At 57.1% G+C, this 15210-nt stretch carries 18 protein-coding genes; 10 read left to right on the forward strand and 8 right to left on the reverse strand.

The genetic code is table 11. The features are described from left to right. Window position 1: 1 nt before the first annotated feature. The 5 genes from EnteroDNA1_RS09065 to EnteroDNA1_RS09085 all read right to left on the reverse strand — a co-directional run bounded on the left by EnteroDNA1_RS09065 (window position 2) and on the right by EnteroDNA1_RS09085 (window position 6215). Window positions 2-958, reverse strand: a complete 957-nt coding sequence (locus tag EnteroDNA1_RS09065) for a carbamate kinase family protein (RefSeq protein ID WP_069303212.1) — start codon at window positions 956-958, stop codon at window positions 2-4. After that, window positions 955-2535 (reverse strand): xanthine permease, encoded by a 1581-nt coding sequence (locus tag EnteroDNA1_RS09070; protein WP_069303213.1) that lies wholly within the window; start codon window positions 2533-2535, stop codon window positions 955-957. The genes EnteroDNA1_RS09065 and EnteroDNA1_RS09070 overlap by 4 nt, the downstream gene beginning before the upstream one ends. 11 nt (window positions 2536-2546) lie before the next feature. Then, on the reverse strand, window positions 2547-3962 hold the full coding sequence (locus EnteroDNA1_RS09075; RefSeq protein WP_069303214.1) for a DUF1116 domain-containing protein: 1416 nt from the start codon (window positions 3960-3962) through the stop codon (window positions 2547-2549). After that, window positions 3962-5503, reverse strand: coding sequence for an acyl-CoA synthetase FdrA (gene fdrA, locus EnteroDNA1_RS09080; protein ID WP_069303215.1), 1542 nt, complete (start codon window positions 5501-5503; stop codon window positions 3962-3964). The genes EnteroDNA1_RS09075 and fdrA overlap by 1 nt, the downstream gene beginning before the upstream one ends. 106 nt (window positions 5504-5609) lie before the next feature. Continuing rightward, entirely contained in the window at window positions 5610-6215 is a 606-nt protein-coding gene (locus EnteroDNA1_RS09085; RefSeq protein ID WP_039263421.1) for an ankyrin repeat domain-containing protein, read from the reverse strand. Between the two features lie 320 nt (window positions 6216-6535). Here EnteroDNA1_RS09085 and EnteroDNA1_RS09090 point away from each other — a divergent pair, with 320 nt between their 5' ends. Continuing rightward, window positions 6536-7465 (forward strand): LysR substrate-binding domain-containing protein, encoded by a 930-nt coding sequence (locus EnteroDNA1_RS09090; protein ID WP_045888794.1) that lies wholly within the window; start codon window positions 6536-6538, stop codon window positions 7463-7465. Here the strand turns inward: EnteroDNA1_RS09090 and EnteroDNA1_RS09095 are convergent. Next, complete coding sequence (locus EnteroDNA1_RS09095) at window positions 7462-7620, reverse strand: YqaE/Pmp3 family membrane protein (RefSeq protein ID WP_023308917.1); 159 nt, start codon at window positions 7618-7620, stop codon at window positions 7462-7464. The two genes, EnteroDNA1_RS09090 and EnteroDNA1_RS09095, sit on opposite strands and share 4 nt — an antisense overlap. Before the next feature lie 179 nt (window positions 7621-7799). Between EnteroDNA1_RS09095 and EnteroDNA1_RS09100 the strand changes: the two genes are divergently transcribed. The 3 genes from EnteroDNA1_RS09100 to EnteroDNA1_RS09110 all read left to right on the forward strand — a co-directional run bounded on the left by EnteroDNA1_RS09100 (window position 7800) and on the right by EnteroDNA1_RS09110 (window position 8889). Then, the gene (locus EnteroDNA1_RS09100; RefSeq protein WP_029742056.1) at window positions 7800-8099 is read left to right on the forward strand and encodes an ArsR/SmtB family transcription factor; all 300 of its coding nucleotides are present in this window, start codon (window positions 7800-7802) and stop codon (window positions 8097-8099) included. 9 nt (window positions 8100-8108) lie between these two features. Continuing rightward, a complete protein-coding gene (locus EnteroDNA1_RS09105; protein WP_069303216.1) occupies window positions 8109-8630 on the forward strand; it encodes a rhodanese family protein in 522 nt (173 codons plus the stop codon). A 79-nt stretch (window positions 8631-8709) separates the two neighbouring features. Beyond that, window positions 8710-8889, forward strand: coding sequence for a hypothetical protein (locus EnteroDNA1_RS09110; protein WP_023308920.1), 180 nt, complete (start codon window positions 8710-8712; stop codon window positions 8887-8889). A 38-nt stretch (window positions 8890-8927) separates the two neighbouring features. On the opposite strand, the gene stpA is transcribed toward EnteroDNA1_RS09110, so the two are convergent. After that, the gene (gene stpA, locus EnteroDNA1_RS09115) at window positions 8928-9332 is read right to left on the reverse strand and encodes a DNA-binding protein StpA (protein WP_033146355.1); all 405 of its coding nucleotides are present in this window, start codon (window positions 9330-9332) and stop codon (window positions 8928-8930) included. 495 nt (window positions 9333-9827) lie between these two features. On the opposite strand from stpA, the gene alaE reads away from it, so the two are divergent. Then, window positions 9828-10277, forward strand: a complete 450-nt coding sequence (alaE, locus tag EnteroDNA1_RS09120) for an L-alanine exporter AlaE (RefSeq protein WP_069303217.1) — start codon at window positions 9828-9830, stop codon at window positions 10275-10277. A 32-nt stretch (window positions 10278-10309) separates the two neighbouring features. Here alaE and EnteroDNA1_RS09125 read toward each other — a convergent pair whose 3' ends face one another. Continuing rightward, window positions 10310-10654: a DUF2002 family protein gene (locus EnteroDNA1_RS09125; protein WP_023308923.1), complete on the reverse strand. Its 345-nt coding sequence runs from the start codon at window positions 10652-10654 to the stop codon at window positions 10310-10312. 160 nt (window positions 10655-10814) lie between these two features. On the opposite strand from EnteroDNA1_RS09125, the gene EnteroDNA1_RS09130 reads away from it, so the two are divergent. From EnteroDNA1_RS09130 to nrdF, 5 genes are all read left to right on the forward strand, one after another. Continuing rightward, window positions 10815-11141, forward strand: coding sequence for a DUF883 domain-containing protein (locus EnteroDNA1_RS09130; RefSeq protein WP_023308924.1), 327 nt, complete (start codon window positions 10815-10817; stop codon window positions 11139-11141). 243 nt (window positions 11142-11384) lie between these two features. Further along, complete coding sequence (gene nrdH, locus EnteroDNA1_RS09135) at window positions 11385-11624, forward strand: glutaredoxin-like protein NrdH (protein WP_039263417.1); 240 nt, start codon at window positions 11385-11387, stop codon at window positions 11622-11624. Beyond that, window positions 11621-12031: a class Ib ribonucleoside-diphosphate reductase assembly flavoprotein NrdI gene (nrdI, locus tag EnteroDNA1_RS09140; RefSeq protein WP_021241965.1), complete on the forward strand. Its 411-nt coding sequence runs from the start codon at window positions 11621-11623 to the stop codon at window positions 12029-12031. Before nrdH ends, nrdI begins: the two co-directional genes overlap by 4 nt. After that, the gene (gene nrdE / locus EnteroDNA1_RS09145; protein WP_069303218.1) at window positions 12004-14148 is read left to right on the forward strand and encodes a class 1b ribonucleoside-diphosphate reductase subunit alpha; all 2145 of its coding nucleotides are present in this window, start codon (window positions 12004-12006) and stop codon (window positions 14146-14148) included. Before nrdI ends, nrdE begins: the two co-directional genes overlap by 28 nt. Before the next feature lie 9 nt (window positions 14149-14157). After that, window positions 14158-15117 (forward strand): class 1b ribonucleoside-diphosphate reductase subunit beta, encoded by a 960-nt coding sequence (gene nrdF / locus EnteroDNA1_RS09150; protein WP_023333169.1) that lies wholly within the window; start codon window positions 14158-14160, stop codon window positions 15115-15117. Window positions 15118-15210: the final 93 nt, after the last annotated feature.

Below are 15210 nucleotides of genomic sequence, written 5' to 3' on the forward strand. Positions count from 1 at the left end.
CTTATCTTCCTTCATTAACAATATGGGTACCGGTTTCCCCGCGCAGCGCCGCGGGCAGGCAGTCCGGCGAGGTGATAATCACGCGCCTGCCGCCGTGGTGTAAAAATTCCAGCGAGGCGACGATTTTGGGCAGCATGCTGCCCGCCGGGAAGTGGCCCTCTTCCCTGTAGCGCGTCATCTGCGCCACGCTGACGGTGTCCAGCGCCTGCTGGTTCGGCTTGCCGAAGTTGATGCACACCTTCTCCACGCTGGTGGTGATCGCCAGCACGTCGGCACCGATCTCGCGCGCCAGCAGCGCGGTGGAGAGATCTTTATCAATCACCGCATCGACGCTCTGGTAGTCGCCCTGCTCGCTGCGAATCACGGGTATTCCGCCGCCGCCCGCGCCGATCACCACAAAGCCTTTTTGCGTCAGCGTTTTGATGGCGTCGGCCTCAACGATGCGCAGCGGCTGCGGTGAAGCCACCACGCGACGGTAGCCACGGCCTGAATCCTCGACAAAATGCCAGTCCGGGTGTGCCTGTTGGAGCTCGTCGCGCTGCGCCTCGGTGAAGAACGCACCGATAGGTTTCGTCGGGTGCGTAAAGCCGGGATCGTTTTTATCCACCTCCACCTGCGTGACGACCGTGACCGCTTTTTGCTCCCCGCGCGCGGCCAGGCGATTGTTGAGCGCCTGCTGGATCAGGTAGCCAATCCCGCCCTGGGTGTCCGCCACGCAGTTTGCCAGCGGGGTCAGCGGCAGCCCTTCCCGCTCGTGGGCGATTTCGGCGCGGCGCAGATCCAGCCCCACCTGGGGGCCGTTGCCGTGGGTGAGCACGATGTCATAGTCGGATGCCAGCATTTCCAGCACCGACTCTGCCACCGCTTTCACCGCCTGCGCCTGGTGTTCAACCGACTGGCTGGCGTTGTCTTTGATAATGCTGTTGCCGCCGATGGCGACGACCATAAGCTCTTTCATTTTGTGTCCTTTAGAAGGTGCGTTCTGGTGCCCTCACCCCGACCCTCTCCCACTGGGAGAGGGGGAGTAACAGAGATATCCAGCACATGCTTCACCACAAACATGCCGCCCATCATCAGATACGCGGTGACGAACATCAGCGAACTGCCCTCGGCAAAGCCCACCACCGGGGCGTGGATCACCCCAAACAGCGCCAGCAGCGCCCCGACGGAGGCCGCAACGGCTCCGCGCAGCGGCTTGTTGATGATGGCGAAAATGGCGATACAGCCCCACAGCATGCTGGCGAGCGGCGCGCCGTTGCCGAGATGCACCAGGCCTTCGTAGTAAATTCCTTTGCTGTGCAGCACGTCGGTGCCGATCTTCGCCGCGCTGGTGCCCGCCGCCCCCATCACGCTGTTCATCATGGTCAGCGCCCAGTTTGCGATCCACGGGAACAGGCAGATGAAGATCACCGGCACCTCCACTTTGGGCGTTTCCCTCACCACCTGGTTGGCGGTGACGACGCCGATAAACACCAGTATCGGCACGATTGCGGTCATCGGAATGATGGCGAGCATAAACGCCCCCAGCCCGAACAGCGGCACGATGAACATGGTCACGCCGGAGGCCAGCGTATAGCCGATGCTCGCGCCCATCGCTTTCCAGCCAGGGTGGCCAACGTAGACCGTCACCGGGAACGGGTTCCCCATCAGGCAGCCGAGCATCGACGCCAGACCGTTAGCCAGCATCACCTTACGCGTCGGGTACGCATCTCCCGCCGCGTGGGCGCTTTCGATGTTCTCCAGATCAAAGATGTAGTTCGCCAGCCCCAGCGGCACGGCAGAGGCCAGATACGGCAGCGCGTGCGGCAGGCCCTGCATGAAGCTGTCCACGTGCACTTCCGGCGGGTTAAAGCCGAAGGATGACATGGACGCTTTAATCGCTTCCGGGCTTTGCAGGCCGGAGATCCACGCCAGTGCCGTACCGGCAATCAACAGCAGCAGACCGGTCGGGATACGGGCGAAAATCGGCTTTTTACCGAACCAGTTGATGAAGATCAGCAGCAGCACGATGAACGACACGGTCGGCGCTTCGAACGCCTGCAGTATCGGGTTCATCGCCAGCAGCAGCAGGCCCAAACCGGAGAGGCACGACAGCAGCACGGTGCGCGGGATCATCTTGCGGATGGTTTCCCCCAGGAACGAACCGCCCGCGAGGATCATCGCCTCCACGAAGCACCACACCAGGCCAATCTGGATCGCGAAGTCCGCATCGCCGGTCTGCTGATAAACCGGCATCAGGACCAGGAAGGTCACGGTAAAAATCGACGGCGCGCTCGGGCCGGACGGCAGCGCGGTCACGTCCGTTCGTCCGGTGGCGCGCGCCATCTGCATGCCGAACCAGGCGTAGCAAATACTCGCGACCAGCACCGCCAGCCCGAAGGCCGGCGCGATGCGTCCATAAACAATCTCCTTCGGGATGCCGACGACAAAAATGAGCAGCCCCATCATGGTCAGCAAATTGGTCAGGTTGTTGGTCATCAATCCGAAATACGCCGCCCAGTCACCTCTTTTCCACTCCAGCTTCATGTTTTTCATGGATGCATGCCTTATAAAAAGTAGCGATCGCGGAAGGTCAACAGCGCCTTTTCAAAACAGCTAAACGGCGGGTGAACGATGCCCGCCCCAATCATGCCGATGCCCGCGTCTTTATGGGCAATGGCGGTGTTAATCACCGGCAGAATGCCGCTGCCCGCGACTTTGGTGATGTCGATAGCGGTCGGAATGCCCATAAACGAGAGCAGCGGAATGGTGACGTTCGGGTTTTCGCCGAGGGTGATTTCGCGCATCTGACGGGAAAAGTCGATGGCTTCCTCCACCGTGCCGCCCACCAGCGCAACGATTGCCGGGGCCGTCGCCATCGCAAAGCCGCCAATGCCGTAGGTTTCGGTGATGGCGCTGTCGCCGATGTCCAGCCCGGAGTCTTCCGGCTTATAGCCTGCGAACATCGGGCCAATCACCTGCTGCGCCGGGCCGGTGAACCACTGCCCCGGCAGGCCGGAAACGCGCAGGCCAAACTCGTAGCCGTTACGCGCCATGGTGGTGACGACGGTGCTGTACTCAATGCCGTGAGCGGCGTCCAGCGCGGCCTTACACATCGCCATCCACGTCGGGCCGGAGAAGTAGTCGCTGCTGGCGACGAACTCGAACACCTCGCGCTGCTGCTCCACCGGATAGCCCGCCTGAATCAGCCCCGGCGTCAGCGCCTGAATAAGCAGCGTGGTGCCCGCGTTGTTGCGGTTGTGGCACTCGTCGCCCATGTGCAGCGCCTGGGCCAGCATCAGGCGCAGGTCGATTTCGCCGACGATCTTCATCGCCTCGCGTAGCATCGGGCCGAGCACGTCGCGCATCCATTTCAGGCGGTCGATCACGCTCTGGTCGTTGGCGCCCATGCGCAGGATCTTCGCCATCTGCTCGCTGAGGTTGGTGAACGCGCGGTTGCCGTAGGTTTTGTTTTCAACGATGTGCATAAACATCGACGCGGAGGTAACGCCCGCCATCGAGCCCACGCAGTCGTGCTCGTGGCACGGCGAGAAGGTAATATCTCCGGAGGCGGCGAGCCTTGCCGCGTCGTCCAGATCTTTCGCCAGCCCTTCAAACACCAGCGCCCCGGTGACCGCGCCCTTCATCGCCCCGCACATATTTTCCCAGGCGACAGGCGGACCGGCGTGCAGAATGGTGGTGCGGGTCATGCCCGGCACAACGTTAATGGCCTGGTCATAGCCCACCAGCACCGGATGAGACTGAATAATGCGTTCAAGGGCGATGCGGTTGGCGGCGGCGATTTTCTCCGCCAGCGGTTTTTCCGCCAGTTGGTCGAGCGCTTCAACGACCTGCATATTGCCCCGTCCCGGCGGCGTCCAGTCGAGCTGGGTGACGGGAACGTGCTGTTTTTTGAGATCGTCGCTGAACATCGCAATGCCGACGTTAATCACGTTCAGCGGCTGGTTGAATAAGGTCGTCATTATGCTTTCTCCCCTTTGCAGACAAATTCGCGTGCCAGTAATCCGGTGTTAGTGCTGCTGCTGGCCCAGATGACGCCTGCGTCGGTCAGCAGCTGGCACTGCTGCGCCAGCGACTGCGGATCCTGGTCGGTGCCGAGCACGTAGCCGAGGATTTCCAGCGGACGGTTATCGGCCTTCGCGATGGCCTGCGCCTCTTTAATGGCGTCGATCATTACGCCGACCGGATCCTCGTGCGCGCCGAAGCCCAGCACGAAGTCCATCACAATTACCCCGACTTCCGGGTCGCGGGCTTCCTGCAGCAGGCGGCTGATGCGATTGGTCGGGTCGATCATCGGGTGCGGCTTGCCGTTGGTGAAATCGTCGTCGCCAAAGTCGAGGAAGGTATGGGCTTTACTGACGCTTATGTCGCTCAGGCGCTTAGCCGGATCCGGCTGGATGTTGCTGTAGACGTCGTCGAATTTCGCAAGCGCGGCAAACATCGCCTCGTCGCACAGGGTGCCGCCGCAGAACAGGCCGCGAATGTACTTCTGCTGCGGAGTCAGGCGGGCGCGCACCTCTTCAATCAACGGCCAGTTGAGCGGATGCAGATCGAGGGACTCATTATTGATGCCGGTGAGCAGGACCGCCTTCAGGGCCGCCTCTTTGGTGCCGCGCGCAAACTGCAGGCCGTCTTCATCGGCGGGCGGTTCGCTGCGCCCAAGGAAGCAGACAACCACCGGCTTACGGCAGGCGCGCGCGCGGGCCAGCACCTTTTCTGCCACGACGGGTGCCGGCGGCTTGGAGATCAGCGCAATCACCTCTGTACCCTCGTCGGCTTCGAGCATGTCGATGGCGTCGAGCATCATCAGGCCGCCGATCTTCTCGCTGAGATCGCGCCCACCGGTGCCAATCAGCTGCGATACGCCGCCGCCGAATTCGTGAATGCGCACGCTCAGCTCCTGGCTGCCGGTGCCGGATGCGCCGACGATGCCAATCGGTCCGCGGCGCACCGCGTTGGCAAAGCACAGTCCCGCGCCGTTGATGATGGCGGTGCCGCAGTCCGGCCCCATCATCAGCAGCCCTTTCTTATGCGCCAGCTGCTTCAGCGCCAGCTCGTCGTCGAGCGACACGTTATCGGAAAACAGCATCACGTTGAGATCGTTTTCCAGCGCCTGGCGCGCTTCGCGGGCAGCGAAGGTGCCGTTGACGGAAATCACCGCGAGGTTGCTCTCCGGCCGATGGGTTTTGGCGCTGGCAATCGTAGCGTAGCGCGCTTCATGGGTGCCGCCGCTCTCTTTACGCGTGAACAGCGCTTCGATGGCCGCCAGGGTTTGATCATTCGCCGCGTCGCCTTTAATCACGATCATCAGGTCGCCGTTTTTGGCTTCCGCTAATTCCGGCGTTAATAGCCCGAGGTTTTTTAATACGCCTTTGTTCATTTCCGTCGCCATCGCGACAAACGCCTGCTCGACGCCCGGTAATTTATTGGCTTTGGTGGAAACGGACATTAATGAGACGGAGTCAAAATAGGTGTTCTTTTTTATGACGATTTTCGTGGGCATTATTTTCTCCTGAACGCGGATAAAAGGGGGCCGCCGTCGTGCAAAATGCACGTCGGTAAAAATGCGTTTTAATTAGCGGCCAGCCGGAAAAGGCTGGCCGAATGCGTTATGCGCCCGCCGCCAGCAGCAGGTCAGCTATTGCATCGAAGCCTTTTTCCCGCGCCAGCTCGAGCGGGGTTTTACCGTATTTATCGGTCATGTGCGGGTTCGCGCCGTGATCCAGCAGCAGCTTAACGATCTCCTGCTGCTTTGCGCCGCCGTCGTTGAGCACGATCGCTTCCAGCAGCGGCGTCCAGCCGACAAAGTTAGTGTGGTTGACGTTAATGTCCGTTTTTTCCAGCAGCTCGCGCACGATCTCCACGTGCCCCTTTTCACTGGCAGGGGTAATGCCCACGCCGCCAAAGCGCGTCAGGCGGTCGAGATCGGGATTTGCCGGAAGGACAAGGCGCAGCAGGGTGATATCGTTGGTCAGGCAGCTAATCAGGAAAGGGTTAAAGCAGGTCTGATCCTGTTTATCAATATCCGCCCCGGCGGCAATTAATAACGCCACGCAGTCATAATGTTTTTTCAGGCTGGCAATAATAACGGCGGTTCTTTTCTGTCGATTGGTGGCGTTAATATCCACGCCTTTCTCCAGACAGGCTTTTAGCGCATCGCTATTGCCCTCTTCTGCCGCCAGCAGAAATTCAGTAACGAGTTCGTTCGCAGACATATTCAGACTCCCGATGTTTTTATTTCTGTTGACCTGAGAATAGCAACAGCCTGGTGATAAAAGAATCCGCTTAAAAATGATTCATCGACAGTCAATTCATTGTTGAGGTAAATTCAACAAACCGGTCAAAACGTGCGTCTGTGCAACCTTTTTCTTATGTTTCTCCGCTTTTTAGCGCTTCTGGCTGCATTATGCTTATGCCTGACGAAGCCTTACTGCGTGCGGCTTTCGACAAAGAGTCAGAACTGTGATCGGCTTCAAATGCGTTGTAACGACGCTGTTAAAATATGTTCAAAACTGATGGCTGAAGGGAGTGAGATATGAATTCCATCTTTACCGAGGAAAACCTGCTGGCCTTTACTACCGCCGCACGCTTCGGCAGCTTCAGCAAAGCCGCCGCCGAACTGGGCGTGACGACATCTGCCATCAGCTACACCATTAAGCGCATGGAGACCGGGCTGGACGTGGTGCTGTTCGTCCGCAGCACGCGCAGCATCGAGCTGACCGAGTCCGGGTTTTACTTTTACCGTAAGGCCACCGACCTGCTGAACGACTTTCACGCCATCAAGCGCGGGATTGATACCATTTCTCAGGGCATTGAGGCGCGGGTGCGCATCTGTATCAACCAGCTTTTGTATACCCCACGCCACACGGCGCGGCTGCTGCAGGTGCTGAAAAAGCAGTTTCCCACCTGTCAGATCACCGTGACCACCGAGGTCTACAACGGCGTCTGGGACTCCATTATCAACAACCAGGCCAACATCGCGATTGGCGCGCCGGACACGCTGCTGGACGGTGGCGGGATTGATTACACCGAGATCGGCGCCATTCGCTGGGTGTTTGCCATCGCGCCGGAACACCCGCTGGCATTCACCCCGGAACCAATAGCGGAAAGCCAGCTGCGCCTGTATCCCAACATCATGGTGGAAGATACCGCGCACACCATTAACAAAAAGGTTGGCTGGCTGCTGCACGGGCAGGAGGCGATTCTGGTCCCGGACTTTAACACCAAATGTCAGTGTCAGATCCTGGGCGAAGGGATTGGCTTTTTGCCGGAATACATGGTCCGCGAGGCGGTAGACACGGGGCTGCTGGTCACCCGACGGATTAACAACCCGCGTCAGGACTCGCGCATGCTGCTCGCCACGCAGCATGCCGCAACCGGCCAGGTCACGCGGTGGATCAAGCAGCAGTTTGGTCCGGCGGGGGTACTGACCGATATCTATAGCGATTTACTGTGGCGCGCCTAGCTTTTGCTCTGTACCCAAAACGCGTGAATGAGGCCGGGGAAGTAGCCCAGCAGCGTCAGAAGAATGTTGATAATAAACGCCCAGCCAAACCCTTTACCCAACAGCACGCCCAGCGGCGGTATGAGGATCGTAAAAACAATACGCCAAAATCCCATATAAACACTCCGTTCAATCTAATCCATTGAAAATAATAAAGAGAACGTTGTAAGCATAGCCAGTTTATTCGTCTGTACCAGTTCCGGGCCTCGCGTTTACCCTCTTTTACGCTTTTGACGCTGGTTTAATGCACCGGATTAGTTTAGCATTCACTTAATTAAGCAAACACTAAACTATCATGACCGAACTCGAACAGCTTCAGGCCAGCGCCGGGCAGGCCGCCACGCTTTTAAAAGCGATGAGCAACCCGCGTCGGCTGCTGATCCTCTGCACCCTGTGCGGAGCGCCCGGCACCAGCGCGGGGGAGCTTGCGCGAGCCACGGGGCTAAGTCCTTCCGCCACGTCGCAGCATCTGGCGCGCATGCGTGAGGAAGGGCTTATCGACAGCACCCGCGACGCGCAGCGCATTCTCTATTCCATTAAAAACGATGCGGTACATCAGCTTATCAGCACCCTGAAAACCCTTTATTGTCCGTAAGGAGCCGCCATGTCACTTCCTCTTCTTTCACCGCGTCAGGCCAATGCCCGGGTCGCTGAAGGCGCAAAACTGATTGATATTCGTGATGCCGACGAGTACGCCCGCGAGCATATTCCCGCCGCGCGGTCCGTGCCGCTGGATACCTTACCCGGCGCACTTAACGCGCTGGCGGGCGATACGGTGATTTTTCACTGCCAGTCCGGCGCCCGGACGTCGGGGAATGCCGAGCGCCTTGCTCAGGCCGCCGCGCCCGCAGAGGCATTTGTGGTCGAGGGGGGGATTCAGGGCTGGAAGCTGGCGGGGCTGCCAACCGTCGAAAACAAGTCCCAGCCGCTGCCGCTGATGCGTCAGGTGCAAATTGCCGCCGGGCTGTTAATACTCTGTGGCGTGGTGCTGGGCTATAGCGTCTCCAGCGGCTTTTTCCTGCTCAGCGGTTTTGTCGGAGCCGGGCTGCTGTTCGCCGGTGTGACGGGCTTTTGCGGCATGGCGCGACTGCTCAAGGTGATGCCATGGAATCGGCGTACCTCATAAGCAGTAATCGGTGAATTACGCTGTACCCGGCGTCATGCGTGGGCTAAGGTGAAGATCGCTAAAACGATGAGGAGGTAATATGTTTTCTGTCGGTGATTATGTGCAACCGCGTAAAGGCGGCCCGAAACTGAAAGTGCTCGAAGTGAACGGTGACAGCATTGTGGCGGTCCAGGCCAGCAATGAGCAAGGCGAGAAATATACGCTGAAAGCCGCCGACGTGGCGCCTTATACCGAAGAAGGCGATTTCGGCGTCTGCTGAACAGTCAGCCGGGCGGCGTGTTCCGCCCGGCTCATCCGTTAGATCAGAAAATCATCCAGTGATTTACCGTCTGCCAGCGCGCTGGCGATAGGCTTCGGCGTGCGGCCCTGGCCGGTCCACGTTTTCTCTTCGCCGTTCTGGTCAATAAAGCGATATTTTGCTTCACGCGGCTTACGCTTTTTCGCTGGCTTACCCGCCTGCGCCAGTTCAGAACCCAGCAGGTCAGTCGGGGAAATACCATCGGCTTTCATCCGCTCCAGCAGGGCATTAATTTTTTCCTGCTGCTCAGCACGCTGCTGCTCTAATTCCGTCAGCTCGCTGCGTTTCTCTTCAGTAACGACCCTGACCTTTTCCAGCATTTCCTCAAGAACGTCCAGGGATAATTCACGCGCCATAGCGCGCAGGGTTCGGATATTATTAAGATTCTGTAACGTCAAAGACATATTATTTGAAAACCTTTTCTTTGGGGGATAAATAGATAAATCGCCGACAGAATAATTCATTTGAGTTGAAATATCTACCCAAGGGTCCGTACGGACATCAGCGTTAATATATTTAGAACTCACTGTTAATAATAGCGCAAGGCGCTGACAGGACACCGGTGAATCCAATCATCACATTAATATAAATAGCCAACCTTAATCCAAACCGCAGCATACTCCACCGCTATCAGATGGGGATTCCTGCCTCTCGCCACCGAAAAAACAAGTGATTGATTTTAATATAAAAACCATCAAACGAGACAGATTATAACGATCGGAACAAAAAACGAACAACTTTAGAGAATTTTGTGGACAAAAGGCGATTAAATAAAAATTAATCACTAGTTGTTAGTTCAAACGCAGAGATATACGCTATACATGTCAAACAAACCAACCTAAAGCACTAACCGCTGAAGGAAAATCGTTTCTTTTGTGTTCTTCTCAAGGAGTTCAGACATGTTCTCGCCGCAATCTCGCCTGCGCCACGCGGTGGCGGATACTTTCGCGATGGTTGTTTACTGTTCCGTCGTGAACATGCTGATCGAAATATTCCTCTCCGGAATGTCCTTCGAGCAGTCGCTTTCTTCTCGTCTGGTGGCGATCCCGGTCAATATTATTATTGCATGGCCTTATGGTTTATACCGCGATGCGGTAATGCGCTTCGCGCGTCGTATCAGTCCTGCAGGCTGGGTGAAAAACCTGGCGGACGTTCTGGCGTATGTGACGTTCCAGTCGCCGGTTTACGTAGCCATTCTCCTGACAGTCGGTGCAGACTGGCACCAGATCGCTGCGGCGGTCAGTTCGAATATTGTTATTTCGATGTTGATGGGAGCCGTTTACGGCTATTTCCTCGACTACTGTCGCCGCCTGTTTAAGGTCAACCAGTACAGCCAGGCAAAAGCGTGATGTGAAGCGACTGGCGCACGCCAGTCGCGGATTTACTGTACGTCGCCAAACAGTCCCTTCAAAAATCGCTCCAGCGCCATACGCGAACTGAAACCGTGCGGAATACCATAATGCTCATGCCGTTCACCGCCTAAATAGAGCGGAAATTGCTGATAATGATCGCAGGTTTTAATATCCGAGGCAGGCTCAGCAAATGACAGACTTCTGTCTTTCAGCGTCGGGTGAATAATGAGAGCGGTACGTCCCATTCTTGCTTCGCGATTAACATAAACATAATTCTCGCCGCGGCGATATCCATACGCTTTTGGCGTCACCTCATCCATGGTGAATCCCTCTTTTTCAAGAACGCGTGCCACCTCGTCAGGTCGTAAATACATATCTTTTCCTCGTTATCTTTTCCTGCCCGGCAACCTTACAGTATTCAGCAATAGCAGGGCTTTCAGAATAGTCCATAAACTGCCGGATAACGCGTGATGCGCTTCAGATATTAAATTTCTGAACTAAACTGAACGGGAACACAAAATTACGGAGGATCGTATGTTTAACAGACCGAACCGAAACGATATTAACGACGACGCTCAGGATATTCGTAATGATGTCAGCCAATTAGCGGACACGCTGGAAGAGGTGCTGAAGTCCTGGGGAAGTGACGCGAAGGACGAAGCGGATGCCGCAAAGCGTAAGGCTCAGTCTCTGCTCCGTGAAACCCGCGCCCGTATGAACGGACGTTCACGCGCCACGCAGGCTGCCTGCGACATGGCAAGCTGTGCTACGACCTTCGTGCGTGAAAAACCGCTATGTACTCTGGGAACCGTCGCGGCGGTCGGCATCTTCGTCGGTGCCCTGCTCAGCCTGCGTAAATAATCCCGCGTATTCTTCCCCGGTAGCCTCAGGCGCCGGGGCTTTTTTATGCCCGTTAGCCTGAAAAACCCGTACAGCCTGCCCTGCCCCGCTGTGCTCATCACAGGGGCGACATCAATCTAAATTTCCCATATCTTGTATGGTTGAAACTTAAGACAACTACATCTAGTATTCCTTTTAGCAAGACATACACAACCCGACGCGATGATTCGCGCCGTACCCTCATTTTAAATGGAAATACGAATCATGAGCATTATTATTTACACTCGTAACAATTGTGTTCAGTGCCACGCGACCAAACGGGCAATGGAAAGCCGCGGCGTGGCGTTTGAAATGGTGAATGTTGACCAGGTCCCCGAGGCCGCAGATACCCTGCGCAAGCAGGGTTTTCGTCAGCTTCCGGTGGTGGTCGCCGGGGAAACAAGCTGGTCTGGCTTCCGCCCGGACATGATTAACCGCCTGAGCGCTCAGGCCGCCCGGGCATGAGTGGGCTGGTTTTCTTCTCCAGCAGCTCGGAAAACACGCTCCGCTTTATTGAGCGCGTCGGGCTGCCTGCGGTGCGCATTCCGCTGAACGAGCGGGAGCGGATCCGGGTAGAGGAACCTTACATACTGGTGGTGCCCAGCTATGGCGGCGGCGGTACGGCAGGAGCCGTGCCACGCCAGGTGATCCGCTTTCTGAACGATCCTCATAACCGCGGGCTAATCCGCGGCGTGATCGCGGCGGGGAATCGCAATTTCGGCGATGCCTTTGGCCGCGCCGGGGATGTCATTTCTCAAAAATGCGGCGTGCCGTATCTCTATCGTTTTGAGCTGATGGGGACACAGCAGGACGTCGAAAACGTGCGTAAAGGAGTGAACGAATTTTGGCAACGACAACCGCAGAACGGGTGATTCAGGCGACACCGGATTACCACGCATTAAACGCCATGCTTAACCTCTACGATCGGGAGGGGCGCATTCAGTTCGACAAAGATCGTGAGGCGGTGGACGCCTTTTTTGCCGCCCACGTGCGGCCCAACAGCGTGACGTTTGCGAGCCAGAATGAACGTCTCGACTATCTGGTTAACGAGGGCTACTACGACGCGCGCGTGCTCACCCGCTACGACCGCGCCTTTGTGGTGAAGCTGTTTGAGCGCGCCCAGGTCAGAGGCTTTCGTTTCCAGACCTTCCTCGGCGCGTGGAAGTATTACACCAGCTACACCCTGAAAACCTTTGACGGTAAACGCTACTTAGAGAGCTTTGAAGATCGCGTGGCGATGGTGGCGCTGACCCTGGCGCAGGGTGATGAAGCGCTGGCGGAACAGCTCGCCGACGAGATCCTTTCCGGACGCTTCCAGCCCGCCACGCCGACCTTCCTCAACTGCGGCAAAGCCCAGCGCGGCGAGCTGGTCTCCTGCTTCCTGCTGCGTATCGAAGACAATATGGAGTCGATTGGCCGCGCGGTGAACTCGGCGCTGCAGCTTTCCAAACGCGGCGGCGGCGTGGCGTTTCTGCTCTCGAACCTGCGTGAAGCGGGCGCGCCGATCAAGCGCATCGAAAACCAGTCCTCCGGCGTGATCCCGGTGATGAAGATGCTGGAAGATGCCTTCTCCTATGCCAACCAGCTTGGCGCGCGTCAGGGCGCGGGGGCGGTTTACCTGCACGCGCATCATCCGGACATTCTGCGTTTTCTTGATACCAAACGCGAAAACGCCGACGAAAAAATTCGCATCAAAACCCTGTCGCTCGGCGTGGTGATCCCGGATGTCACCTTTAAACTGGCCAGGGAGAATGCCGAGATGGCGCTTTTCTCGCCGTACGACATCGAGCGTATTTACGGCAAAGCCTTTGGCGACGTGGCCATCAGCGAACTTTATGACCAACTGGTGGCCGACGAGCGCATTCGCAAAAAAACCATCAACGCCCGCGATTTCTTCCAGCGGCTGGCGGAGATCCAGTTTGAGTCCGGCTATCCGTACATCATGTATGAGGATACGGTGAACCGCGCGAACCCGATTGCCGGGCGTATCAACATGAGCAACCTGTGCTCGGAGATTTTGCAGGTCAACAGCGCGTCAGCCTACGACGAGAACCTGGACTACGCGGACATCGGCAAGGATATCTCCTGCAACCTCGGGTCGCTGAATATTGCCCACACCATGGATTCCCCCGACTTTGGCCGCACGGTGGAGACCGCCATTCGCGGGCTGACGGCGGTATCGGACATGAGCCACATCCGCAGCGTGCCGTCTATTGAAGCAGGCAACGCCGCGTCGCACGCCATCGGTCTGGGGCAGATGAACCTGCACGGCTATCTGGCGCGGGAAGGCATCGCCTACGGCAGCCCGGAAGGGCTGGATTTCACCAACCTCTATTTCTACACCATTACCTGGCACGCGCTGCACACCTCGATGATGCTGGCGCGCGAGCGCAACCAGCGGTTCGCGGGCTTTGAGCAGTCCCGCTACGCCAGCGGGGAATATTTCAGCCAGTACCTCGAAGGCGACTGGCAGCCGAAAACCGAAAAAGTGCGCGAACTGTTTGCCCGCGCGGGGATTAACCTGCCGACGCGCGAGATGTGGCAGCAGCTGCGAGACGAGGTGATGCGCTACGGCATTTATAACCAGAACCTACAGGCCGTCCCGCCGACCGGATCGATTTCCTACATCAACCACGCCACGTCGAGCATTCACCCGATCGTGTCGAAAATTGAAATTCGTAAGGAAGGCAAAACCGGGCGCGTTTACTACCCTGCCCCGTTTATGACCAATGAGAACCTGGCGCTGTATCAGGACGCGTATGAGATCGGCCCGGAGAAAATCATCGATACCTACGCCGAAGCGACAAAACATGTGGACCAGGGGCTGTCGCTGACGCTGTTTTTCCCGGACACCGCCACCACGCGGGATATCAACAGAGCGCAAATCTACGCCTGGAAGAAAGGCATCAAAACGCTCTACTACATTCGCCTGCGCCAGCTTGCGCTGGAAGGCACCGAAATCGAAGGCTGCGTGTCCTGCGCGCTGTAAGGAGAAAGGATGAAACTGTCACGCGTGAGTGCCGTTAACTGGAACAAAATCCAGGACGATAAAGACCTGGAGGTATGGAACCGCCTGACCAGCAACTTCTGGCTGCCGGAAAAGGTCCCGCTCTCCAACGATATTCCTGCCTGGCAAACGCTCGGCCACGCCGAACAGCAGCTGACGATCCGCGTCTTTACCGGCCTGACGCTGCTGGACACCATTCAGAATACCGTCGGTGCACCGGCTCTGATGAGCGACGCGCTCACGCCGCACGAAGAGGCGGTGATGTCGAATATCAGCTTTATGGAGGCGGTGCATGCCCGCTCCTACAGCTCGATTTTCTCGACCCTGTGCCAGACCAAAGACGTGGACGCGGCCTACGCCTGGAGTGAAGAGAGCGAGTCACTACAGAGAAAGGCAGAGCTGGTTCTGGAATATTACCGCGCCGACGAGCCGCTGAAGAAAAAGATCGCCAGCGTGTTCCTGGAATCTTTCCTCTTTTATTCCGGCTTCTGGCTGCCCATGTACTGGTCGAGCCGGGGCAAGCTCACCAACACCGCCGATTTGATTCGGCTCATCATTCGCGATGAAGCGGTGCACGGGTATTACATTGGCTATAAGTATCAGAAAGGGCTGGAGAAAGTCAGCGAGGCGAAGCGCGAGGAGCTTAAAGGCTTTGCGCTCGATTTGCTGATGGATCTGTACGACAACGAGCTGAGCTATACCGAGGAACTCTACGCCGGCACCGGCTGGGAGGACGACGTGAAGGCCTTCCTATGCTACAACGCCAACAAGGCGCTGATGAACCTGGGCTACGACGCGCTTTTCCCGCCGGAGATGGCGGAGGTGAACCCGGCGATTCTGGCCGCGCTGTCGCCCAATGCCGACGAAAACCACGATTTCTTCTCCGGATCGGGCTCATCGTATGTGATGGGCAAAGCGGTGGAAACCGAGGATGAAGACTGGGATTTTTAATGAACGCTAACGTTCGTTAATTTAATATAATCCCAACAATTCCCGCTCTAATATTTACAAAACAACTACACTGTAATTTCCACGTCATATTCG

This window comes from Enterobacter sp. HK169, from assembly GCF_001719105.1.
In the GTDB taxonomy this organism is placed as follows: Bacteria; Pseudomonadota; Gammaproteobacteria; order Enterobacterales; family Enterobacteriaceae; genus Enterobacter; species Enterobacter asburiae_B.